Origin of the sequence: Neisseria benedictiae, assembly GCF_958267435.1 — a bacterium.
Classification (GTDB): Bacteria; Pseudomonadota; Gammaproteobacteria; order Burkholderiales; family Neisseriaceae; genus Neisseria; species Neisseria bergeri.
The window spans coordinates 105001-127244 of the sequence record NZ_CATQFV010000032.1 but is presented as its reverse complement, the minus strand read 5'-3'; the positions used below and the strand labels follow the sequence as shown (position 1 = coordinate 127244).

The following is a 22244-nucleotide window of genomic DNA, read 5'->3' as shown; positions in this document are numbered from 1 at the left end:
AAAAATGCCGTCTGAAGCCCTGCGGGGCGGTATGTTTGTTTTATTTCAAAACCGTCCTGATCCAACGGGAAACCCATCCGCGCTGGTTCGCATCAATATCGCGCTGCGCGGGTGCGGTGGTGTACGTCGGTGCTTGTGCAAAACGGAACACATCAGGCAGGCGCGTGTTTTTGACGGCGGGGTAAACCCACATTTCGGACGGAACCGCCTGCTGCACTTCCCGACTTTGCAGCCATTGCACCAGTTTTGCCGCCAGCTTCGGCTGTTTCGCGCCCTTCAAGACCGCCGCGCCTTCGACCTGACGGAATACGCCGCCTTTTAAAAACAGGTTGCCCGTCGGCGGCTCGCTGTATTTGCCTTTGGAAAAATACACTTCCGCCGCAGGGCTGGCGGCATAACCAACCACCAGCGGATACGCGCCGCCGTTGTGCGAAAAGTCGGTGTAATACGCCTCGCTCCAGCCTTTGGCGACCTTCACGCCGTTCTGCCGCATCTGTGCCCACCATTTGAACGCACCTTCTTCACCCATCCCGCTGATGTTCGCCATCAGGAAGCCCAAGCCGGGGGACGACGTGGCGGGGGACGGCACGACCAATAGATTTTTATATTCGGGGCGGGTCAAATCCTGCAGGGTTTGCGGCAGGGGCAGCTTTTTGCCTTCAAACCATTTTTTGTCGTAATTGATGGACACATAGCCGTAATCAACCGCCAAAGCCGAAGGCAGCCCGACCGCGACGGGGGCGGATCCGGGTTGCGCCGCCGCCAAAATGCCCATTTCCCGCGCCTTGCCGATATTGGCGTTGTCCAAGCCGTACACCGCATCGGCAATCGGGTTGGCGCGGCTCAAAATCAGTTTGTTGAGCATTTCGTTCGCGCCGCCCGCCTGAATAATCGACACCTTCGCATCGTTTGCCCGCTCGAAGCGCGCAATCAGCCCTTTGGGCAGGCTGAACGACTTATGCACCGCCAGCCTGACTTCCGTCTGCGCCTGCAGGTATGCCGAAACCGCCAGCAGCGGCAGCAGCCAAATTTTCCGTTTCATTCCGAGTCCTCCTCTATTCGCTGTAAAATAACATTCTAACAAATTTTCACGGTTCAAAATGCAAGAAAACCCGACCGTGTGGCTGTTCGACCTCGACAACACACTGCACGATGCCGACGCAGGCATCTTCACACTCATCAACCGCGCTATGACACGCTATATGGCACGCCGCCTCAAACTCTCCGAATCTGCTGCGTCCGACCTGCGTCAAGACTATTGGCACCGCTACAGCGCAACGCTCGCCGGACTGCAAATCTACCATCCCGAAATCGACATTGCGGAATTTTTGCGCGAAAGCCATCCGATCGATGCAATCCTGACCAAGCTGCACGGCATGGCGGATACGGAAAACACCCTATGCCGTCTGAACGGGCGCAAGGCGGTTTTTTCCAACGGCCCGTCGTTTTACGTCCGTGCCGTTGTCGGCGCACTCGGTTTGGAAAACCGTTTCGACGCACTGTTCGGCACGGACGATTTCGGACTGCTGTACAAACCCAATCCGCAAGCGTATCTCAATGTCTGCCGCCTGTTGGACGTACCGCCCGAATGCTGCATTATGGTGGACGACAGCGCGGACAACCTGCATCAGGCAAAAGCATTGGGCATGAAAACCGTCTGGTTCGGTGCAAAATCCCACGCGCTGCCCTTTATCGACGCCTCCGTAAGCGATATGGCGCAACTGGCACAGTATGCAGAAACTTTGTCAGAACGCCGCCAAAATCATTACAATACCCCCTAAACCCCGAAAATACGAAAGAAAAGCCATGCGTAAAACCTTCCTTATTCTGATGACTACCGCCGCCGTACTGTCGGGCTGCGCGTGGGAAACTTATCAAGACGGCAACGGCAAGACCGCCGTCCGTCAAAAATATCCCGTCGGCACGCCCGTTTATTACCAAGACGGCAGCTACTCGAAAAATATGAACTACAACCAATACCGCCCCGAACGCCATGCCGTGCTGCCCGACCAAACCGACGATTCCGAACAAGGCGTACGCGGACAGAACTGGCAAAAGCCCAAATTTCAAAACCGATAAACCCGCCCGATGCCGTCTGAAGCCGCTTCAGACGGCATCGCACAGGAAAACGCTATGCTGCACAACACTTTAAACATCGTCATCCTCGCCGCAGGCAAAGGCACGCGCATGTATTCCAAAATGCCCAAAGTGCTGCACTGCATCGGCGGCAAGCCCATGGTTGAGCGCGTTATCGGCACCGCCGCCGCGCTGAATCCGCAAAACATCTGCGTCGTCGTCGGCCACGGCAAAGAGCAAGTTTTAGACACCGTCAAACGCGATGTCGTCTGGGTCGAACAAACCGAACAGCTCGGCACCGGCCACGCCGTCAAAACCGCCCTGCCCCACCTTTCCGCCGAAGGCCGCACGCTGGTGTTGTACGGCGACGTTCCTTTAATTGACGTTGAAACCCTCGAAACCCTGCTCGAAGCCGCAGGCGGCGAAGTCGGGCTGTTGACTGATGTTCCCAACGACCCGTCAGGTTTGGGCCGCATCATCCGCGACGGCAACGGCAGCGTAACCGCCATTGTCGAAGAAAAAGACGCCGACGCCGTCCAAAAAGCCGTGAAAGAAATCAATACCGGCATCCTCGTCCTGCCCAACGCCAAACTCGAAAACTGGCTGAACAGCCTTTCCAGCAACAATGCCCAAGGCGAATACTACCTGACCGACCTCATCGCCAAAGCCGTTGCCGACGGTATTAAAGTTCATCCCGTCCAAGTACGCGCCTCCTACCTCGCCGCCGGCGTGAACAACAAACTCCAGCTCGCCGAACTCGAACGCATCTTTCAAACCGAACAGGCACAAGAATTGCTCAAAGCAGGCGTTACCCTACGCGACCCGGCACGTTTCGATTTACGAGGCCATCTGAAACACGGACAAGATGTCGTGATTGATGTGAACTGTATCTTTGAAGGCGAAGTCGAACTCGGCGACAACGTCGAAATCGGCGCAAACTGCGTCATCAAAAACGCCAAAATCGGCGCAAACAGCAAAATCGCCCCCTTCTCCCACCTCGAAGACTGCGAAGTCGGCGAAAACAACCGAATCGGCCCCTACGCCCGTTTGCGTCCGCAAGCCAAACTAGCCGCCGACGTACACATCGGCAACTTCGTCGAAGTCAAAAACGCCGCCATCGGCAACGGCACCAAAGCCAACCACCTCACCTACATAGGCGATGCCGAAGTCGGCAGCAAAACCAACTTCGGTGCAGGTACGATTATTGCCAACTATGACGGCGTGCACAAACACAAAACCGTCATCGGCGACGAAGTACGCATCGGTTCAAACTGCGTACTGGTTGCCCCTGTAACACTGGGCAACAAAGTAACTACAGGCGCAGGCAGCGCGATTACCCGCAATGTCGAAGACAACAAACTCGCCCTCGCCCGCGCCCGCCAAACCGTCATCGAAGGCTGGGTGAGGCCGGAAAAAGACAAACAATAAAGCCATGTCGTCTGAAGCCGGTTTCAGGTTTCAGACGGCATCAACCCTCTCCGATATCAAATAAGGACTGCAAACCATGTCATTACCCCCATGCCCGCAATGCACCTCCGAATACACCTATGAAGACGGCGGACAATACATCTGCCCCGAATGCGCCCACGAATGGAATGAAACCGAATCCGCCGCCGACCTTGCGGTGGAAGTGCGCGATGCCAACGGCGCGGTGCTGCAAAACGGCGACACCGTCATCCTCATCAAAGACCTCAAGGTAAAAGGCAGCTCGATGGTGATCAAACAAGGTACGAAGGTCAAAGGCATACGCCTGCAAGAAGGCGATCACAACATCGGCTGTAAAATCGACGGCAGCGCGATGAATTTATAGTGGATTAAATTTAAACCAGTACGGCGTTGCCTCGCCTTGCCGTACTATTTGTACTGTCTGCGGCTTCGTCGCCTTGTCCTGATTTAAATTTAATCCACTATAAAATCCGAATTCGTCAAAAAAGCCTGACCGCCCAAACAGTAAAATGCCGTCTGAACCCCTTATCGGATTCAGACGGCATTTGTCCGTCAGGCAGGTTTATACGCCCAGCAGCCCTTGCCCCAAGAAGCCGCCTTTTTCCACGCCGGGCAGCACGAAGAAATAGCCGCCGCCGAAGGGGCTGATGTATTCTTCCAGCGGTTCGCCGTTAAGGAGGTTTTGCACGAAGATGAATCCGTCGACAAGGTTTGCCTGATAGCAGACGAACACCAGCCCGACATCAAGCTGTCCGCTCGAGGCAAGTCCGCGCGAATAGTTGTAGGCGCGGCGGAAGAGGCGGTGTTTTTTGAGGAACTCGGGATCGCGCGGGTTCGCCAGACGCATATGGCTGTCTTTGGGCGTGGTATTCCCCTCGGGGTCTTTGGCAAAATCCGGTTGGTCGGCTTCTTTTTTGCCGTCCATCGGCGCGCCGCTGTATTTGCGCCGCCCGAAAATGTCGGTTTGCTCTTGAAGCGGCGTCCTGTCCCAAAACTCGACAAAGTGGCGGATAAGGCGGACTGCCTGATAGCTGCCGTTTTTCACCCACTCCGGTTCGTCGAGGCTGTTGGCGGCCACACCCGTCCACAAAACCTCGTCGGCGGTTTTGGGATCGGAAACCTTGGGGTTGCCCGTGCCGTCGCGGAAGCCCAACAGGTTGCGCGCCGCCATCGCGCCGGGTTCGGATTTGGGCTGCCACCCGTCGATACTCCAGCGGATAACGGCGGTTTGGGCGGTGTGTTTGATGATGTCGCGCAGGGCGGCTTGGCAGGTTTCGGGGGTAAAGGCGCAGATTTGCAGGCTCAAATCGCCGTCGCACCAGCTTTTTTGCAGCTTATCGTTGGAGAAGTCGCGCATTTCCTGCAAATGAACCGGTTTTTTGTCTTTGAGTCCGAATCGGCCGTCAAACAAGCTGCTGCCCACCCCCACGGTAACGGTCAATCCGTCCGGGTTGAAGGCCTTGCCCAAAATGCCGCTGCCAGCGGGTGGAAGTTTGTCGTCGCCGTCTTGATATTCGCCGCCTTGGGTGAGAAACTCGATGCGGGCGGTCAGCGTACGGAACAGGTTTTCCAGCTGCTTGGCGTTTTGTGCGGTAACGTCGAAGGCGCACATAATGGAAAATGCCTGCTGCGGCGTAACGATGCCTGCCTGATGTTCTCCGTAGCAGGGATAAGCTTGGGGCGAGTGTTGGCTTTCGGCGGTGCGTTCGGCGGTTTCGCCCTGTTTTTTGCCGCCGAGATAACCTCCGATTGCGCCGACTGCTCCGGCTGCGATCGCAGTTTTAAAGAGAGTGCGCCTGGTCGGTTGTGTCGGGTTGTTCGTACTCATGTTTTATCCTTTGTTTAAACTCTGTATCCGATACAGCGGAACGCGGGGAACGGAAATCTCCGCCTTTTTCAATACCTTTCCGGTTTTGCAGATAAAATTTCAGACGGCATCTGTCGCCAAATGCCGTCTGAACGCTTAAGGCTTATTTCAAACCAAGTATGCCACGAAGTTGGGCAAGGTCTTCGGCAAGCGCGTTAATAGGGGCCTGTAACGCTTTGCGGTCGGCTTCGCTCAGCTTATCGTAGGTTTCAAAACCGTCTTTAGTCCGGTATTTCGCCAAAATTTCGTTGACCTGTTTGAAGTTGGTATCGGTTTTTTCCAACAAGGCTTTGTTTTTGGCCTCAATCAGCGGACGGAACAAATCGACGATTTTTTTCGAACCGTCCACATTAGCTTGGAAGTCGCTCAAATCGGTGTGGCTGTACCGGTCTTCTTCGCCGCTGATTTTACTGCCCGCTACTTCTTCAATCAGTTCGGATGCACCGCCGACCACTTTGCCCGGAGGGAATGCCAATGCGTCGATTTCTTTTTGCAGGGCTTCGACATCGGTCATCAGTTTCGCTGCAATTTCCTTCACGCCGGATACGTCTTTTTCTACCCAAAGTGCGTGTTCGATACGGTGGAAGCCGGTAAACCCGGCATCTTTCGCGCCGTCTTTGAAGTCGTCTTCACGCGCATCGATGACGGGGTCGAGTTCACTGAAAAGTTCGGCAATCGGTTCGATGCGTTCGTAGTGGACGCGGGTGGCGGCAAACAGGGATTTCGCCTTTTCAATGTCGCCTGCTTTGACGGCTTCGGTAAAGGTTTTGGTTTTCGCCACCAGCTCTTTAACCTCGCCTTGAACGTAGGTTTTATAGTCGGCGAGCGGTTGGGACAGTTTTTCCAAATCCGCTTCATTGGCGGTGTCTTTAAAGCCGCTGTCAGTAACCACCAGCTTGCCGCGCGGATTGGTCAAAAGGCCGCAGGTCATTTCGTATTCGCCCGGCAACAGGGTTACGGTCATTTTGTCGGAAAGTCCGGGGGCGATGTTTTCGCGCTCGTCCACCACCATCACGCCTTTCAGGATTTCCCATTCGAGCTTGCGGCCGCTGTTGTTTTTAATGTTGAACACAACCTGTCCGCTCGGTACGGTCAGATTCATCGGTTCGCAGGCATTGTCGTTGACGGCGATACTGACCGAACCGCCTTCGTTGGCGGATTGGGTCTCACCGGACGCGGCCGGCGCGGCTTTCTCCGCTTCCGGCGGCTGGCAAGCAGTCAAACCTAAGGTAAGCATCACGGACAATGCAGTCAAATTGAGTTTTCTCATTTCAGCTCCTCTTTACGGGTTAAAGTTTCAGACGGCTTACTGCCGCGTAAAAACCAAGTCATCACGGGAATAAGGTACAGCAGCCAAACCAAGGCCTCGCCCTGCGTCGGATGGTCGGTATAGCCGAAAAATCCGCCGAGCAGCACACCTAACGGACTGTCTTCGTGCAAATATTTTGATGAGTCGAACACAATGTCCTGAAGCGCGTTCCAAATACCTGCCTCATGCAGCGCACGCAGCGAGCCGGCAAGCAGACCGGCGGCAACGACAATCAGAAACGCCCCCGTCCAACGGAAAAACTTCGCCAGATTCAGGCGCATCCCACCCTGATAAATCAACGCGCCAATCACGGCGGCAGCCAAAACCCCCGCTACCGCACCGGCCGGCATCTGCCACGTCGGGCTCTGTTTGAATACGGCAAGCAGGAAAAAAACGCTCTCCAAACCTTCGCGCGCCACGGCAAGAAACGCCATACCGACCAAGGCCCATCCTTGACCGCTGCCACGGTTCAAAGCCGCCTGCACAGAATCCTGAAGCTGCCGCTTCATCGAACGGGCGGCTTTTTTCATCCATAAAATCATATAAGTCAGCATCGCGACAGCAACCAAACCGATAATGCCGACGACGAACTCCTGCTGCTTCTGGGGAATCTCGCCCGTTGCCGAATGGATGCCGTACCCCAGCCCCAAACACATCAAAGAAGCAAGGACGACCCCGAACCAGACCTTAGGCATCAGTTTGGAATGTCCGGACTGTTTCAGAAAACCGGCAACGATGCCGACGATGAGCGCGGCTTCGATACCCTCGCGCAACATAATTAAAAAAGCGACCAGCATAAACGCGAACGAACAAGGATGATGAATAATATATTATCGGAATATTTTCATTGCTTGTAAATACAAATGCAAGTTATTTTTATCTGCATTGCCGCGCGGCGGAAAGTTCCGCAGGCTGCAGCTGCGCCCTGTGTTAAAATCCCCTCTCCACGGCTGCCGCAACGCCGCCCGAAACCATCTTTCTTATTACTGCCGGCAACATTGTCCATTATGAAAAAATACCTGTTCCGCGCCGCCCTGTACGGCATCTCCGCCGCCATCCTCGCCGCCTGCCAAAGCAAGAGCATCCAAACCTTTCCGCAACCCGACACATCCGTCATCAACGGCCCGGACCGGCCGGCCGGCATCCCCGACCCCGCCGGAACGACGGTTGCCGGCGGCGGGGCCGTTTATACCGTTGTGCCGCACCTGTCCCTGCCCCACTGGGCGGCGCAGGATTTTGCCAAAAGCCTGCAATCCTTCCGCCTCGGCTGCGCCAATTTGAAAAACCGCCAAGGCTGGCAGGATGTGTGCGCCCAAGCCTTTCAAACCCCCGTCCATTCCTTTCAGGCAAAACAGTTTTTTGAACGCTATTTCACGCCGTGGCAGGTTGCAGGCAACGGAAGCCTTGCCGGTACGGTTACCGGCTATTACGAACCGGTACTGAAGGGCGACGACAGGCGGACGGAACAGGCCCGCTTCCCGATTTACGGCATTCCCGACGATTTTATCTCCGTCCCCCTGCCTGCCGGTTTGCGGAGCGGGAAAGCCCTTGTCCGCATCAGGCAGACGGGGAAAAACAGCGGCACGATCGACAATGCCGGCGGCACGCACACCGCCGACCTCTCCCGATTCCCCATCACCGCGCGCACAACGGCAATCAAGGGCAGGTTTGAAGGAAGCCGCTTCCTCCCCTACCATACGCGAAACCAAATCAACGGCGGCGCGCTTGACGGCAAAGCCCCGATACTCGGTTACGCCGAAGACCCCGTCGAACTTTTTTTCATGCACATACAAGGCTCGGGCCGTTTGAAAACCCCGTCCGGCAAATACATCCGCATCGGCTATGCCGACAAAAACGAGCATCCGTATGTTTCCATCGGAAAATACATGGCGGATAAGGGCTATCTCAAACTCGGGCAAACCTCCATGCAGGGCATTAAGTCTTATATGCGGCAAAATCCGCAACGCCTCGCCGAAGTTTTGGGGCAAAACCCCAGCTATGTCTTTTTCCGCGAGCTTGCCGGAAGCAGCAATGACGGCCCCGTCGGCGCGCTGGGCACTCCGCTGATGGGTGAGTATGCCGGCGCAGTCGACCGGCACTACATTACCTTGGGCGCGCCCTTATTTGTCGCTACCGCCCACCCGGTTACCCGCAAAGCACTCAACCGCCTGATTATGGCGCAGGATACCGGCAGCGCGATTAAAGGCGCGGTGCGCGTGGATTATTTTTGGGGCTACGGCGACGAAGCAGGGGAAACGGCTGGTAAAATGAAAGAACCGGGTTACGTCTGGCAGCTTCTGCCCAACGGCATGAAGCCCGAATACCGCCCGTGAACCGGCAAAACAATGCCGTCTGAAGCCCATCACGGCCAATCGGACGCATTAAGGCGAAGTTTTGCGATACCGCAGGCACAAGCCTGCCGGTCGGACAAAACGCCTTTCTTATTTGACGGAATTATAGTGGATTAACAAAAATCAGGACAAGGCGACGAAGCCGCAGACAGTACAAATAGTACGGAACCGATTCACTTGGTGCTTCAGCACCTTAGAGAATCGTTCTCTTTGAGCTAAGGCGAGGCAACGCCGTACTGTTTTTTGTTAATCCACTATAATTTCCGCCCGAACGAAAATCCCCCTTGCAAACGATCGGAATTAAACGGGTATTCAAACGCGTCCGAACAAAAAAAGGCGGACATTCCCGCCCGCCCGTATCAGTCAGGAAACCGCACATCCGATTCGGACGGCGGCATCCTCCCGGTTGTCCTCTGCTAAAGCAACAATGCCGAGGGTCTGCCGTTGCATTTGATTTCTTTTTCCAATTCGTCAAACTCGGCTTCAAACCGCCGTTTCAACTGCTCGATCGCCGCCTGACGCTGCTGATACGTTTGGTTTGATGGCAACGCATTTCGTGCGTCGAGGTATGCCTGTGCCGTTTGTCCGCACTTTTTCTGATGGGCGATGATTTTGTCCTTCATCGCCGCATCGGTTTTGACATACTGCCTGCGTTCGACATACAGCTCTTTCCCGTCGTCGGAAAGTTTGATCGGGGTTTCCCCTATCCCTGTGTTTATCGAAAGCGCGCCGTCTTTTTCAGACAAAACCACAGATGTTTCCTTACCTGTAAACACGTTGATTTTATTAAGGAAGTAATTACCTTTTTCTTTTTTGACGGCAATCATACCCTCTTTTTTGTCCGACTTTTCGCGCCAATACCCCTCGTAACCGCCGGCATCCTTGCCGCAGCCCGCCAACACCGCCGCCACGCCGACGGCCAAAAGCATTTGTTTCATTTCCATACTCCGTTAACATTAAGACCGGGTGAGTATATTGTTTTTTTTTTTCAGCTTGTCAATATTGATTTGCAAAAACTATAAACTGGCGGCAGGCAATGCCGTCTGAACGCCCATCCCGGACAAACAGGGAAATCCCTCCTTTTTTTTGAGCAAGCCCAAACCTTCAGACGGCATTTTGCTGTTTTTTCGGCGCGGGAGGCGGTTTATAATCCGAAGCGGAAGGTGCGGCACGGGAGCCGTCCGCATCTTTTTTTTCAACCGGATACTAAGGAACAGTTATGTGCGGTATCGTCGGCGCCATCCGCGCCCATCACAACGTCGTCGATTTTCTGACCGACGGACTCAAACGCCTCGAATATCGGGGTTATGACTCATCAGGCATTGCCGTCAACACCGACGGCAAAATCAAACGTGTGCGCCGCGTTGGACGCGTACAGCTTATGGAGGACGCGGCACGCGAAAAAGGCATCAGCGGCGGCATCGGCATCGGGCATACGCGCTGGGCGACACACGGCGGCGTTACCGAGCCGAACGCCCACCCGCACATCAGCGGCGGTATGATTGCCGTCGTCCACAACGGCATCATCGAAAACTTTGAAAGCGAACGCAAACGTTTGGAAGGTTTGGGATACCGTTTTGAATCGCAAACGGATACCGAAGTCATCGCCCACAGCATCAATCACGAATACGCGCAAAACGGCGGCAGGCTGTTTGAAGCCGTGCAGGAAGCGGTCAAACGTTTCCACGGCGCATACGCCATCGCGGTTATTGCCCAAGACAAGCCTGATGAATTAGTTGTGGCGCGTATGGGCTGCCCGCTTTTGGTCGCTTTGGGCGACGATGAAACCTTTATCGCTTCGGACGTATCCGCCGTCATCGCCTTTACGCGCCGCGTGGCGTACCTCGAAGACGGCGACATCGCACTGCTGGCTTCAGACGGCATCAAAAGGCTGACCGATAAAAACGGCCTGTCCGCCGAACGCAAAGTCAAGGTATCCGAACTCTCCCTTGCTTCTTTGGAGCTGGGCCCGTACAGCCACTTTATGCAAAAGGAAATCCACGAGCAGCCCCGCGCGATTGCGGACACGGCGGAGGTTTTCCTCGACGGCGGCTTCATCCCCGAAAACTTCGGCAAAAACGCCCAAAGCGTGTTTGAAAGCATCCGCAGCGTCAAAATCCTTGCCTGCGGCACCTCCTATTACGCCGCGCTGACCGCTAAATATTGGTTGGAATCCATCGCCAAAATCCCAGCCGATGTCGAAATCGCCAGCGAATACCGATACCGCAGCGTGATTGCCGATCCCGACCAACTGGTCATTACCATTTCCCAATCCGGCGAAACTCTGGACACGATGGAGGCTTTGAAATACGCCAAATCCTTGGGACACCGCCACAGCCTCTCCATCTGCAACGTGATGGAATCCGCCCTACCGCGCGAAAGCAGCCTCGTGCTTTATACCCGTGCCGGTGCGGAAATCGGCGTCGCCTCGACCAAAGCATTTACCACGCAACTGGTCGCGCTGTTCGGTTTGGCGGTAACGCTGGCGAAGGTACGCGGCTTGGTTTCCGAAGAAGACGAGGCGCGTTACACCGAAGAACTCCGACAGCTTCCCGGCAGCGTGCAGCACGCTTTGAACCTCGAACCCCAAATTGCCGCATGGCCGCAACAGTTTGCCAAGAAAACCAGCGCGCTGTTTTTGGGGCGCGGCATCCATTACCCGATTGCCCTCGAAGGTGCGTTGAAGCTGAAGGAAATCACCTACATCCACGCAGAAGCCTATCCTGCCGGCGAACTGAAGCACGGGCCGCTTGCCCTGGTGGACGAAAATATGCCCGTCGTCGTCATCGCGCCCAATGACAGCCTGCTGGACAAAGTCAAAGCCAATATGCAGGAAGTCGGCGCGCGCGGCGGCGAACTTTTCGTCTTTGCCGACCTCGACAGCAATTTTAATGCCACCGAAGGCGTGCACGTCATCCGCGCACCGCGCCATGTCGGAGAATTATCCCCCGTCGTGCATACCGTCCCCGTGCAGCTCCTCGCCTACCACACCGCCCTCGCACGCGGCACGGATGTGGACAAGCCGCGCAACCTGGCTAAATCCGTAACCGTCGAATAACGCCCTCCGTTTTGCAAAAATGCCGTCTGAAGCCCGATTTTTCAGGCTTCAGACGGCATTTATCTATCGGATTTACGGTATAATTCCCCTTTACCATCTATCCCCAAAAGCATAAACCATGACACGCAAAATCCTCGTTACCTCCGCCCTGCCCTATGCCAACGGCAGCATCCACCTCGGCCACATGGTCGAACACATCCAAACCGACGTTTGGGTGCGCTTTCAAAAACTGCGCGGCCACGAATGCTACTACTGCTGTGCCGACGACACCCACGGCACGCCCGTGATGCTTGCCGCGCAAAAACAAGGCATCGCGCCCGAAGACATGATTGCCAAAGTGCGCGAAGAGCACCTCGCCGACTTCACCGGTTTCGGCATCGGCTACGACAATTATTACAGCACCCATTCCCCTGAAAACAAACAGTTTTCCCAAGACATTTACCGCGCGCTGAAAGCCAACGGCAAAATCGAAAGCCGCGTCATCGAGCAGCTTTTCGACCCCGAAAAACAAATGTTCCTGCCCGACCGCTTCGTCAAAGGCGAATGCCCGAAATGCCACGCCCAAGACCAATACGGCGACAACTGCGAAGTCTGCGGCACAACCTATTCCCCGACCGAACTGATCAACCCGTATTCCGCCGTTTCCGGTGCCAAACCCGAATTGCGCGAATCCGAACACTTCTTCTTCAAACTGGGCGAATGCGCCGACTTCTTGAAAGCATGGACTTCCGGCAACAACCCGCACGACGGCAAGCCCCATCTGCAACCCGAAGCCCTCAACAAAATGAAAGAATGGTTGGGCGAAGGCGAAGAAACCACCCTGTCCGACTGGGACATATCCCGCGACGCGCCGTATTTCGGTTTTGAAATCCCCGACGCGCCGGGCAAATACTTCTACGTCTGGCTGGACGCGCCCGTCGGCTACATGGCGTCGTTTAAAAACCTGTGCGACCGCATCGGTATCGATTTTGACGAATACTTCAAAGCCGACAGCCAAACCGAGATGTACCACTTCATCGGCAAAGACATCCTCTATTTCCACGCCCTGTTCTGGTCCGCCATGCTGCATTTCTCCGGCCACCGCGCCCCGACCGGCGTGTACGCACACGGCTTTTTGACCGTGGACGGACAAAAAATGTCCAAATCGCGCGGCACATTCATCACCGCCAAATCCTATCTGGAACAAGGCCTGAACCCCGAGTGGATGCGCTACTACATCGCCGCCAAACTCAACAGCAAAATCGAAGACATCGATTTGAACCTGCAAGACTTTATTTCGCGCGTCAACAGCGACCTCGTCGGCAAATACGTCAACATCGCCGCCCGCGCATCAGGTTTCATCGCCAAACGCTTTGAAGGCCGTCTGAAAGACGTTTCAGGCAGCGCATTGCTGGCAAAACTCGCCGCCGAAAGCGACACCATCGCCGAGCAATACGAAAACCGCGAATACGCCCGCGCCCTGCGCGACATTATGGCTTTGGCTGATGCGGTGAACGAATACGTTGATGCCAACAAACCTTGGGAGCTTGCCAAACAAGAAGGCCAAGACGCACGCCTGCACGAAGTATGCAGCGAGCTCATCAACGCCTTTACCATATTGACCGCCTACCTCACCCCCGTGTTGCCGCAAACCGCCGCCAATGCCGCGCGTTTCCTCAATCTGGACGCGGTTACTTGGGCGAACACAAGGGTAACCTTAGGCGAACACACCATCAACAAATACGAACATTTAATGCAACGAGTGGAGCAAAAACAAGTGGACGATTTAATCGAAGCCAACAAACAAAGCATCACCGCCGCAGCCGCGCCTGCCGCCGAAGAGAGCAAATACGAAAAAGTCGCCGAACAAGCGAGCTTTGACGACTTTATGAAAATCGATATGCGCGTTGCCAAAGTATTGAACTGCGAAGCTGTCGAAGGCAGCACCAAACTCTTAAAATTCGACCTCGATTTCGGTTTTGAAAAACGCATCATCTTCTCCGGCATCGCCGCGTCTTACCCGAACCCTGCCGAATTGAACGGCCGCATGGTCATCGCCGTCGCCAACTTCGCCCCGCGCAAAATGGCAAAATTCGGCGTATCCGAAGGCATGATCCTCTCCGCCGCCACGGCAGACGGGAAACTGAAGCTCTTGGATGTGGATGCGGGCGCGCAGCCGGGCGACAAAGTCGGTTAAGCAGAAATCTCAAACAATGCCGTCTGAACCCTTGAGTCCTTCAGATGGCATTGTTTTTCGTTATCCCAATAAAATCAAACCACCCGGTTTTGCGCCTCGCCTTTCACAAAGGCATGAATGTTCGCCAACAATATATCGAACAGCCTATCCAAAGCCTCGCGGCTTGCCCACGCGGTATGCGGCGTAACAATCAGATTGGGTAATCGTGCATTCAGCAAGGGATTGCCGCCCCTAGGCGGTTCCTCCGTCAAAACATCAACACCCGCCCCGCCGATCTGCCCGTATTTGAGTGCAGCAAGCAGCGCGTTTTCATCCACCAGCCCGCCGCGTCCGCAATTGATTAAAACCGCACCGGGCTTCATCTGCCGCAATTCGTTTTCGCCTATCATATTTTCAGTTTGGGCGTTCAGCGGACAGTGCAGCGACAACACGTCGGCAGTCCGTACCGCATCTTCAAAGGAAACATAGCCTTCGCGCACGTCGGGCGCGTGTTTGTGTTCGGCAAACACCACCCCCATACCGAACGCCTGCGCGTATCGGGCAAGCGTCCGCCCGATATTGCCGCGTCCGAAAACCGCCAGCGTTTTACCGTTCAAATCCCGAATAGGCGCGCCGTAATGGCAGAAAACCGGCGACTTCTCCCATAATCCTGCCGCAACATCACGCTGATAGGCGGGCAAATTCCGCATCAAGGCAATCATCAGCATAAAGGCATGTTCCGCAACCGATTCGTTTCCGTAGGCGCGGACATTGCATACAGCAATACCAGCCGCCTTCGCAGCCTCAATATCGATATTGTTCACACCGGTCGCACTGACGGCAATCAGCTCAAGCTGAGGATTATCCGCAATGATATCGGCAGAAATGACAACCTTATTGGTGATGACGATGTGCGCACCGCATACGCGTACCGCCGTTTCCGCATCATCTGTCGTGCCGTAAACCGTAAGCTCGTGCGGGAAATCGAAGTGAAAAGTCCGACCGGGTAAAGTATCCGCATCCAATACGACTACTTTCTTCTGATTCATAATTTTATCCCCATTTGAAAAATGATTTATTTACACTAACAACAAATAGCAAATTTAAACCGCGCAGCCTTATGATAATCTTTATCATCCCTCCGTCAATGTCCAATCCGAGAGAGGATGATGCTTAAAACCCTGACTTTTGCCGCACTGCATTTCAGCGTTGCCTTCAGTGTAACCTATGTACTGACGGACAGTATAGGCGTATCGGGGGCGGTCGCGCTGGTCGAGCCCCTAATCAACACCGTCGTTTTCTATTTCCATGAAAAAGCATGGAACCTTTACGAAAAAAATAAAACAGTCAAACAAACACAGCCGTTTCAGCTGCACCGGTGCAGCTGACGTTTGAGCGGCATTTGACTTCGACGGACGGTATGTTACCCTTGCCGTTTTGACCAACAAGCAACGAAAGGACAAATATGGGCAGCCTGATTATTGAAGATTTGCAGGAAGGCTTCGGCAAAGAGGCGGTAAAGGGTAAAGAAATCACCGTCCACTACACTGGCTGGCTGGAAAACGGAACCAAATTCGACTCCAGCCTCGACCGCCGCCAACCGCTGACCATCACGCTCGGCGTCGGACAAGTTATCAAAGGTTGGGACGAAGGCTTCGGCGGCATGAAGGAAGGCGGCAAACGCAAGCTGACCATCCCTTCGGAAATGGGTTACGGCGCACACGGTGCCGGCGGTGTGATTCCCCCGCACGCCACTTTGATATTTGAAGTCGAGCTGTTAAAAGTGTACGAATAAAGCTGCCTGACCAATGCCGTCTGAAACACAAACAAATCGTTTCAGACGGCATTTTGTTTTAAATAAAACATCCGTATTGGCAAATACTATTGAAAAACATAGCCTGTTTTTCCGGTTTTATCGTATCATTCCCCAACTTACCCCATTGATAAGGAAGCGGTTTATGCTGCAAAGAACTTTGGCGAAATCCATCAGTGTTACCGGAGTCGGCCTGCATTCCGGCGAACGGGTCGCGCTGACCCTGCACCCCGCACCTGAAAACAGCGGGATTTCATTCCGCCGCACGGATTTGGAAGGGGAAATGGGTGGGCAAATCAAACTGACCCCTTATTTGATCAACGATACCCGCCTTTCATCCACCATCGTTACCGACAAAGGCGTGCGCGTCGGCACCATCGAACACATCATGTCCGCACTGTCCGCCTACGGTATCGACAATGCGCTGATTGAATTGAACGCACCCGAAATCCCGATTATGGACGGCTCCAGCCTGCCGTTTATTTACCTCCTGCAAGATGCGGGCGTTGTCGACCAAAAGGCGCAAAAGCGTTTTTTAAAAATCCTCAACCCCGTCGAAGTCAAAGAAGCGGGAAAATGGGTGCGCTTTACACCGTATGACGGATTTAAAGTTACCCTGACCATCGAATTCGACCATCCGGTTTTCAACCGCAGTTCGCCCACTTTTGAAATCGATTTCGCTGGCAAATCCTACATCGATGAAATCGCACGCGCGCGCACTTTCGGCTTTATGCACGAAGTTGAAATGATGCGTGCCCACAATCTCGGCTTAGGCGGCAATTTGAACAACGCCATCGTGATTGACGACACAGATGTCCTGAATCCCGAAGGTTTACGCTATCCCGATGAGTTTGTCCGCCACAAAATCCTTGATGCCATCGGCGATTTGTATATCGTCGGACATCCGATTGTCGGCGCGTTTGAAGGCTACAAATCGGGACACGCCATCAACAACGCACTCTTGCGCGCGGTTTTAGCAGACGAAACGGCTTACGAATGGGTGGAATTTTCCGACAGCGATGATTTGCCCGACGCATTTCACGAGCTGAACATCAGAAATTGTGGATAACGCCCCATTCTCCAAACAAATGCCGTCTGAATCGATAAAATACCCGCTTCAGACGGCATTTTTATATACGTATCCCATCCGAAACTTTATAGTGGATTAACAAAAATCAGGACAAGGCGACGAAGCTGCAGACAGTACAAATAGTACGGCAAGGCGAGGCAACGCCATACTGCTTTAAATTTAATCCACTATACTTATACACAACCAACCCAAAGCTATTTAACTGAAATATTGTGAGATTTACCCGGAAATCTCATTTTCTCCACCACTTATACACAAATCCGGATGCACACTCTGCCAATATGCAGAAAAAAAGACATTCGTGCCGTCAACTTACTATTCCCACAAGTTCCAAACACATTTCCCTCTCAAATCTCCACAGTATTCCCGTTCTTAAAGGCGCCGGCAGCCATTCGGTAAAGAAAAGTAGGATGCCATCTGCACAACAAGCAAACTATCCATAAAACCAATCCTTCACGAAAAACAATCCACAGGCATGCACAAAAGGGAATCCGCCTTACCGACACCCTTTTAAAACGGAAATCCCAATGATTTTTAAAATAAAAAAAAGTTACCCACAGAAAATTTTTCATATCAATATAATCATCGTTTTATTATTTAAATTTTATATTTTATTTATAACCCTTCAGGGGAACGCCACAGTAAAGCGTAAAGGCATCTTTTCAAAAAATTAAAAAGTTAAGGATTGTTAAACAAGTGTAAATCAGGTAGAGTTGCAGTCGATAAATTAAATCTATAACGGAGCTTCCTGCAATGAAAGGCGATATTGGCGTAATCGGTTTGGCGGTTATGGGTCAAAACCTGATTTTGAATATGAACGATTGCGGATTTAAGGTTGTCGCCTACAACCGGACAACCAGTAAAGTGGACGAATTTTTAAACGGCGCGGCTAAGGGAACGGATATTGTCGGCGCGAATTCCCTGCAAGACTTGGTCGATAAGCTGGCAAAACCGAGAAAAATCATGATGATGGTTCGCGCAGGTTCGGTGGTTGACGACTTTATTGAACAACTGCTTCCGTTGTTGGAAGAAGGCGACATCATTATCGACGGCGGCAATGCCAATTATCCCGACACGACACGGCGGACACATTACCTTGCTGGAAAAGGGATTTTGTTTGTCGGCGCGGGCGTATCCGGCGGCGAAGAAGGCGCGCGGCGCGGGCCGTCCATTATGCCGGGCGGGGATAAGCGCGCTTGGGAAGCGGTCAAACCGATTTTTCAGGCGATTGCCGCCAAAACGCCGCAGGGCGAACCGTGTTGCGACTGGGTCGGCAAGGACGGCGCGGGACATTTTGTCAAAATGGTGCATAACGGTATCGAATACGGCGATATGCAGTTGATTTGCGAAGCGTACCAGTTTATGAAAGACGGTTTGGGACTGTCCTACGACGAAATGCACCGCGTGTTTACCGCGTGGAACAAAACCGAGCTGGATTCTTATCTGATTGAAATCACAGCGGCAATTTTGGGCTATAAGGACGAAGGCGGCGAACCGCTGGTCGAGAAAATCCTCGATATGGCAGGGCAAAAAGGCACGGGCAAGTGGACGGGCATCAATGCTTTGGATTTGGGCATTCCGCTGACGCTGATTTCCGAAGCGGTATTCGCCCGCTGCGTTTCGTCGTTCAAAGAACAGCGCGTGCAGACTGGCAAGCTGTTCGCCCGAACCGTTATGCCCGTCGAAGGCGGCAAACAAGAATGGGTTGAGGCGTTGAGACAGGCTCTACTTGCATCCAAAATCATTTCCTACGCACAAGGCTTTATGCTGATCCGCGAAGCGGGCGAAAGTTACGGCTGGGATTTGGACTACGGCAACACTGCGCTGCTGTGGCGTGAAGGCTGTATTATCCGCAGCGCGTTTTTGGGCAATATCCGCGATGCCTATGAAAACAATCCCGATTTGGTGTTCTTGGGTGTGGATCCGTATTTCAAAAATATTTTGGAAAACTGCCTGCCGGCATGGCGCAAGGTGGTTGCCAAGGCGGTCGAATGCGGCATCCCTATGCCCTGCATGGCTTCGGCGATTACGTTCTTGGACGGCTACACGACCGAACGTCTGCCTGCCAACCTCTTGCAGGCACAGCGCGACTACTTCGGCGCGCACACTTACGAGCGCACCGACAAACCGCGCGGCGAGTTTTTCCATACCAACTGGACGGGCAAGGGCGGAGATACCGCTTCGACAACCTACGATATTTGATTCCGTTGCCGAAATGCCGTCTGAACCGTTCAGACGGCATTTGTTTTGCAGGAAATAGAAAGATGTTCCAATGGCTTTATGATGTATTGTGGCTGCTTGCGCCGATATGGATACGGCGTTATTTGGACAAACGCTCCGGAAGTGCCCCGGCATATCGGGCGCATCGGGACGAGCGTTTCGGCAAGCCGTATCCGAATCCCATTACCGGCGCGGTTTGGATACACGCCGTTTCGGTCGGAGAAACGCGTGCCGCCCAGTCCTTGATACGCGAGTTGCGGCGGCGTTTTCCCGATGCGCCGCTGCTGATGACGCAGATGACCCCGACGGGGCGGGAAACCGCGCAAGTTCTGTTTCCCGATGCGCAATGCCGCTATCTTCCGTATGACAAAAAAACGTGGGTACGGCAGTTTTTGCGCGAACACCGCCCGATGTTCGGCATTTTGATGGAAACCGAAATCTGGCCCAACCTGATGAGGGAATGCCGGCGCGCGGGTGTGCCGCTGTTTTTGGCGAATGCGCGGCTGTCGGAAAAATCGCTGAACGGTTATCTGAAAGTCCGCCGCCTGATCCGTCCTGCCGCCGCTTCGCTGACGGGTTGTCTGGCGCAGACGGAGGCGGATGCGGCGCGGTTGGCGAAATTGGGCGCGGCATCCGTGCAGGTGTGCGGCAATACCAAATACGACCTGATGCCGTCTGAACAGATGAAAACGCTGGCGGGGCAGTTTAAAAAACGCATCGGAGGCCGGCCGGTTGCCGTGTGCGGCAGCACGCGCGTTTATCGGGGCGAAGACGAGGCGGAGAAACTGCTGGCGGCGTGGCAACAATATCGCGGCGATGCCCTGCTGGTCGTCGTGCCGCGCCATCCCGAGCATTTTCAGACGGCATTTGAAACGGCAAAACGCTTCGGGTTTAAGGTTCAGCGGCGCAGCGACGGTTTGCCGGTCGAACCCGATACGCAGGTGTGGATAGGCGACAGTATGGGCGAGCTGTATGCGTATTACCTGTGCGCCGATGTCGCTTTTGTCGGCGGCAGTCTGGTCGATTCGGGCTGTCAGAACATCATCGAACCGCTTTCCTGCGGCGTTCCGACGATATTCGGCTTTTCGACCTACAATTTTTCCGAAGCCTGCCGGCACGCCTTGGCATCGGGTGCGGCGGTTCAAGTCGAATCGGCGGATGCGTGGAGGGAAGCCGTTGAAAAAACCTTATCGGACGAGGGGGGCGGAATGCGGATGCAGGCGCGCGTGGACGGCTTTATCGCACAACATCGCGGAGCGGGCGCGAGAATCGCCGACGCGGTACGGGAAGCGGTATGCGGACATCGGGGGCGATAGTGATACAATCCGTATCCGAGTTTTCCGGTTGGAGCATCGTATGAGTATTTATGCCGTCGCGCACATCGTCCATCTGTATTGCGCCATTGCCTTTGTCGGCGGCGTGTTTTTTGAAGTGCTGGTTTTGTCCGTCCTGCACACGGGACGGGTGTCGCGCGAGGCGCGGCGCGAAGTGGAAAAGGCAATGTCTTACCGCGCCGTCAGGGTGATGCCGTTTGTGGTCGGACTGCTGTTCGCCAGCGGCATCGTGATGGCGGCAAACCGCTACCTTCCTATATTGGGCGAACCGTTTGCCACTTCCTTCGGCACGATGCTGACGCTGAAAATCCTGTTGGCGTTCAGCGTGTTGGCGCATTTCGCCATCGCCGTCGTCAAAATGGCGCGTTCCACACTGACGGTCGGCTGGTCGAAATACATACACGCCGTCGTCTTTACCCATATGCTGCTGATTGTCTTTTTGGCAAAAGCGATGTTTTATATCAGCTGGTAACACAACTACATTTCAAATCAGGAGATTGAACCATGACAGAATATCCCGGTATCGGGTCGCCGTTGTTTTACGGCGTTTTTTTTGCGGCAGTGCTGGTCATGATTGCCTTGGATATGTTTTCGCTGAAGAAAAACGGCAGCCATAAAGTCGGTGTCAAAGAAGCCTTGGCATGGAGCGGCTTGTGGGTTGCCGTATCCTGCCTGTTCGCGGGCTGGCTGTATTTCGAACTCGCCGGCAATCCCGGCTACGGCGCGGCAGTCGCAAAAGAAAAAGTATTGGAATTCTTTACCGGCTACATTTTGGAAAAATCGTTGGCAGTCGACAATATTTTCGTGTTCCTGATGATATTCGGCTACTTCAAAGTCGCACCGCAGTTTCAGCACCGCGTGCTGCTGTACGGCGTATTGGGCGCATTGGTATTGCGCACCGTCATGATTTTCGTCGGCGCGGCACTGGTTCGGCAGTTCGAGTGGATTCTGTATCTGTTCGGCGCGTTCCTGCTCTATACCGGCATACACATGATGAAGCCCGAAGGCGATGAGGAAGAGGATTTGGCAAACAGCAGGCTGCTGAATGCCGTCAAGAAAGTCGTTCCGGTCGGCACGGAGTTTCACGGCGAGAAATTTTTTACCGTCGAAAACGGCAAAAAAATCGCCACGCCGCTGTTTTTGGTGCTGGTCATGATTGAATTGAGCGATGTCGTGTTTGCCGTGGACAGCATTCCCGCCGTCTTTGCCGTTACCACCGATCCGTTTATCGTGCTGACTTCCAATATTTTCGCGATTCTGGGTTTGAGGGCGATGTATTTCCTTCTGGCAGATATCGCGGAACGTTTTGTATTCCTGAAATATGGATTAGCATTTGTTTTGAGTTTCATCGGTCTGAAAATGCTGATGATGCATTGGGTGCACATCCCGATTTCCATTTCGCTGTCGGTTGTGTTCGGCGCGTTGGGTGCATCGATACTGACCTCGTTAATTTATACGAAAAAACAGCCTGATAAATAAAATGTCGTCTGAACGCCGATAAAATGGTTGACTGCATCAGGCTTGA

Annotated in this window: 20 protein-coding genes; 14 read left to right on the top strand and 6 right to left on the bottom strand. The window is 53.9% G+C overall.

The window, feature by feature from the left end; translation table 11 throughout:
• Positions 1-40: 40 nt before the first annotated feature.
• Entirely contained in the window at positions 41-1042 is a 1002-nt protein-coding gene (locus Q3O12_RS04325; RefSeq protein WP_301669518.1) for a thiamine ABC transporter substrate-binding protein, read from the bottom strand.
• 58 nt (positions 1043-1100) lie between these two features.
• Here Q3O12_RS04325 and Q3O12_RS04320 point away from each other — a divergent pair, with 58 nt between their 5' ends.
• The 4 genes from Q3O12_RS04320 to Q3O12_RS04305 all read left to right on the top strand — a co-directional run bounded on the left by Q3O12_RS04320 (position 1101) and on the right by Q3O12_RS04305 (position 3886).
• On the top strand, positions 1101-1781 hold the full coding sequence (locus Q3O12_RS04320) for a pyrimidine 5'-nucleotidase (protein WP_301669517.1): 681 nt from the start codon (positions 1101-1103) through the stop codon (positions 1779-1781).
• 25 nt (positions 1782-1806) lie between these two features.
• Positions 1807-2079, top strand: a complete 273-nt coding sequence (locus tag Q3O12_RS04315) for a spore cortex protein (protein WP_301669516.1) — start codon at positions 1807-1809, stop codon at positions 2077-2079.
• Positions 2080-2133: 54 nt separating this feature from the next.
• Entirely contained in the window at positions 2134-3504 is a 1371-nt protein-coding gene (glmU, locus tag Q3O12_RS04310) for a bifunctional UDP-N-acetylglucosamine diphosphorylase/glucosamine-1-phosphate N-acetyltransferase GlmU (protein WP_301669527.1), read from the top strand.
• A gap of 76 nt (positions 3505-3580) precedes the next feature.
• Positions 3581-3886: a zinc ribbon domain-containing protein YjdM gene (locus Q3O12_RS04305; RefSeq protein ID WP_301669515.1), complete on the top strand. Its 306-nt coding sequence runs from the start codon at positions 3581-3583 to the stop codon at positions 3884-3886.
• A gap of 198 nt (positions 3887-4084) precedes the next feature.
• Here the strand turns inward: Q3O12_RS04305 and efeB are convergent, their stop codons facing one another.
• The 3 genes from efeB to efeU form a co-directional block, all read right to left on the bottom strand.
• Positions 4085-5350, bottom strand: a complete 1266-nt coding sequence (gene efeB / locus Q3O12_RS04295) for an iron uptake transporter deferrochelatase/peroxidase subunit (RefSeq protein ID WP_301669514.1) — start codon at positions 5348-5350, stop codon at positions 4085-4087.
• A gap of 142 nt (positions 5351-5492) precedes the next feature.
• The gene (gene efeO, locus Q3O12_RS04290; RefSeq protein ID WP_301669513.1) at positions 5493-6659 is read right to left on the bottom strand and encodes an iron uptake system protein EfeO; all 1167 of its coding nucleotides are present in this window, start codon (positions 6657-6659) and stop codon (positions 5493-5495) included.
• A complete protein-coding gene (gene efeU / locus Q3O12_RS04285; RefSeq protein WP_301669511.1) occupies positions 6656-7495 on the bottom strand; it encodes an iron uptake transporter permease EfeU in 840 nt (279 codons plus the stop codon). The genes efeO and efeU overlap by 4 nt, the downstream gene beginning before the upstream one ends.
• A gap of 210 nt (positions 7496-7705) precedes the next feature.
• Between efeU and mltA the strand changes: the two genes are divergently transcribed.
• Complete coding sequence (gene mltA, locus Q3O12_RS04280) at positions 7706-9031, top strand: murein transglycosylase A (protein WP_301669509.1); 1326 nt, start codon at positions 7706-7708, stop codon at positions 9029-9031.
• Positions 9032-9465: 434 nt separating this feature from the next.
• Here the strand turns inward: mltA and Q3O12_RS04275 are convergent, their stop codons facing one another.
• Entirely contained in the window at positions 9466-9987 is a 522-nt protein-coding gene (locus Q3O12_RS04275; RefSeq protein ID WP_301669507.1) for a hypothetical protein, read from the bottom strand.
• A 281-nt stretch (positions 9988-10268) separates the two neighbouring features.
• On the opposite strand from Q3O12_RS04275, the gene glmS reads away from it, so the two are divergent.
• Together glmS and metG are read left to right on the top strand one after the other, a co-directional pair.
• On the top strand, positions 10269-12107 hold the full coding sequence (gene glmS, locus Q3O12_RS04270) for a glutamine--fructose-6-phosphate transaminase (isomerizing) (protein WP_301669505.1): 1839 nt from the start codon (positions 10269-10271) through the stop codon (positions 12105-12107).
• Between the two features lie 118 nt (positions 12108-12225).
• Positions 12226-14283 carry a methionine--tRNA ligase gene (metG, locus tag Q3O12_RS04265; protein WP_301669504.1) on the top strand — a complete coding sequence of 686 codons (2058 nt, stop codon included), beginning with the start codon at positions 12226-12228 and terminating at the stop codon, positions 14281-14283.
• 74 nt (positions 14284-14357) lie between these two features.
• Here metG and Q3O12_RS04260 read toward each other — a convergent pair whose 3' ends face one another.
• Positions 14358-15311 (bottom strand): D-2-hydroxyacid dehydrogenase, encoded by a 954-nt coding sequence (locus Q3O12_RS04260; protein ID WP_301669503.1) that lies wholly within the window; start codon positions 15309-15311, stop codon positions 14358-14360.
• A gap of 120 nt (positions 15312-15431) precedes the next feature.
• On the opposite strand from Q3O12_RS04260, the gene Q3O12_RS04255 reads away from it, so the two are divergent.
• The 7 genes from Q3O12_RS04255 (at position 15432) to Q3O12_RS04225 (ending at position 22198) form a co-directional block, all read left to right on the top strand.
• Positions 15432-15650 (top strand): DUF2061 domain-containing protein, encoded by a 219-nt coding sequence (locus Q3O12_RS04255; RefSeq protein ID WP_107860405.1) that lies wholly within the window; start codon positions 15432-15434, stop codon positions 15648-15650.
• 77 nt (positions 15651-15727) lie between these two features.
• Positions 15728-16057 carry an FKBP-type peptidyl-prolyl cis-trans isomerase gene (locus Q3O12_RS04250; RefSeq protein WP_002240914.1) on the top strand — a complete coding sequence of 110 codons (330 nt, stop codon included), beginning with the start codon at positions 15728-15730 and terminating at the stop codon, positions 16055-16057.
• A 163-nt stretch (positions 16058-16220) separates the two neighbouring features.
• Complete coding sequence (lpxC, locus tag Q3O12_RS04245; RefSeq protein WP_301669499.1) at positions 16221-17144, top strand: UDP-3-O-acyl-N-acetylglucosamine deacetylase; 924 nt, start codon at positions 16221-16223, stop codon at positions 17142-17144.
• Between the two features lie 774 nt (positions 17145-17918).
• Positions 17919-19367 (top strand): decarboxylating NADP(+)-dependent phosphogluconate dehydrogenase, encoded by a 1449-nt coding sequence (gnd, locus tag Q3O12_RS04240; RefSeq protein WP_301669497.1) that lies wholly within the window; start codon positions 17919-17921, stop codon positions 19365-19367.
• A gap of 62 nt (positions 19368-19429) precedes the next feature.
• Positions 19430-20701, top strand: coding sequence for a lipid IV(A) 3-deoxy-D-manno-octulosonic acid transferase (gene waaA / locus Q3O12_RS04235; RefSeq protein WP_301669496.1), 1272 nt, complete (start codon positions 19430-19432; stop codon positions 20699-20701).
• Positions 20702-20741: 40 nt separating this feature from the next.
• On the top strand, positions 20742-21191 hold the full coding sequence (locus Q3O12_RS04230; protein WP_025458123.1) for a CopD family copper resistance protein: 450 nt from the start codon (positions 20742-20744) through the stop codon (positions 21189-21191).
• 32 nt (positions 21192-21223) lie between these two features.
• A complete protein-coding gene (locus Q3O12_RS04225; protein ID WP_301669495.1) occupies positions 21224-22198 on the top strand; it encodes a TerC family protein in 975 nt (324 codons plus the stop codon).
• Positions 22199-22244 lie beyond the last annotated feature (46 nt).

Excerpts from the sequence above, each read along its gene's own strand:
- Q3O12_RS04325 (WP_301669518.1), bottom strand. The coding sequence starts at position 1,042 with ATGAAACGGAAAATTTGGCTGCTGCCGCTGCTGGCGGTTTCGGCATAC.
- Q3O12_RS04320 (WP_301669517.1), top strand. The coding sequence starts at position 1,101 with ATGCAAGAAAACCCGACCGTGTGGCTGTTCGACCTCGACAACACACTG.
- Q3O12_RS04315 (WP_301669516.1), top strand. The coding sequence starts at position 1,807 with ATGCGTAAAACCTTCCTTATTCTGATGACTACCGCCGCCGTACTGTCG.
- glmU (WP_301669527.1), top strand. The coding sequence starts at position 2,134 with ATGCTGCACAACACTTTAAACATCGTCATCCTCGCCGCAGGCAAAGGC.
- Q3O12_RS04305 (WP_301669515.1), top strand. The coding sequence starts at position 3,581 with ATGTCATTACCCCCATGCCCGCAATGCACCTCCGAATACACCTATGAA.
- efeB (WP_301669514.1), bottom strand. The coding sequence starts at position 5,350 with ATGAGTACGAACAACCCGACACAACCGACCAGGCGCACTCTCTTTAAA.
- efeO (WP_301669513.1), bottom strand. The coding sequence starts at position 6,659 with ATGAGAAAACTCAATTTGACTGCATTGTCCGTGATGCTTACCTTAGGT.
- efeU (WP_301669511.1), bottom strand. The coding sequence starts at position 7,495 with ATGCTGGTCGCTTTTTTAATTATGTTGCGCGAGGGTATCGAAGCCGCG.
- mltA (WP_301669509.1), top strand. The coding sequence starts at position 7,706 with ATGAAAAAATACCTGTTCCGCGCCGCCCTGTACGGCATCTCCGCCGCC.
- Q3O12_RS04275 (WP_301669507.1), bottom strand. The coding sequence starts at position 9,987 with ATGAAACAAATGCTTTTGGCCGTCGGCGTGGCGGCGGTGTTGGCGGGC.
- glmS (WP_301669505.1), top strand. The coding sequence starts at position 10,269 with ATGTGCGGTATCGTCGGCGCCATCCGCGCCCATCACAACGTCGTCGAT.
- metG (WP_301669504.1), top strand. The coding sequence starts at position 12,226 with ATGACACGCAAAATCCTCGTTACCTCCGCCCTGCCCTATGCCAACGGC.
- Q3O12_RS04260 (WP_301669503.1), bottom strand. The coding sequence starts at position 15,311 with ATGAATCAGAAGAAAGTAGTCGTATTGGATGCGGATACTTTACCCGGT.
- Q3O12_RS04255 (WP_107860405.1), top strand. The coding sequence starts at position 15,432 with ATGCTTAAAACCCTGACTTTTGCCGCACTGCATTTCAGCGTTGCCTTC.
- Q3O12_RS04250 (WP_002240914.1), top strand. The coding sequence starts at position 15,728 with ATGGGCAGCCTGATTATTGAAGATTTGCAGGAAGGCTTCGGCAAAGAG.
- lpxC (WP_301669499.1), top strand. The coding sequence starts at position 16,221 with ATGCTGCAAAGAACTTTGGCGAAATCCATCAGTGTTACCGGAGTCGGC.
- gnd (WP_301669497.1), top strand. The coding sequence starts at position 17,919 with ATGAAAGGCGATATTGGCGTAATCGGTTTGGCGGTTATGGGTCAAAAC.
- waaA (WP_301669496.1), top strand. The coding sequence starts at position 19,430 with ATGTTCCAATGGCTTTATGATGTATTGTGGCTGCTTGCGCCGATATGG.
- Q3O12_RS04230 (WP_025458123.1), top strand. The coding sequence starts at position 20,742 with ATGAGTATTTATGCCGTCGCGCACATCGTCCATCTGTATTGCGCCATT.
- Q3O12_RS04225 (WP_301669495.1), top strand. The coding sequence starts at position 21,224 with ATGACAGAATATCCCGGTATCGGGTCGCCGTTGTTTTACGGCGTTTTT.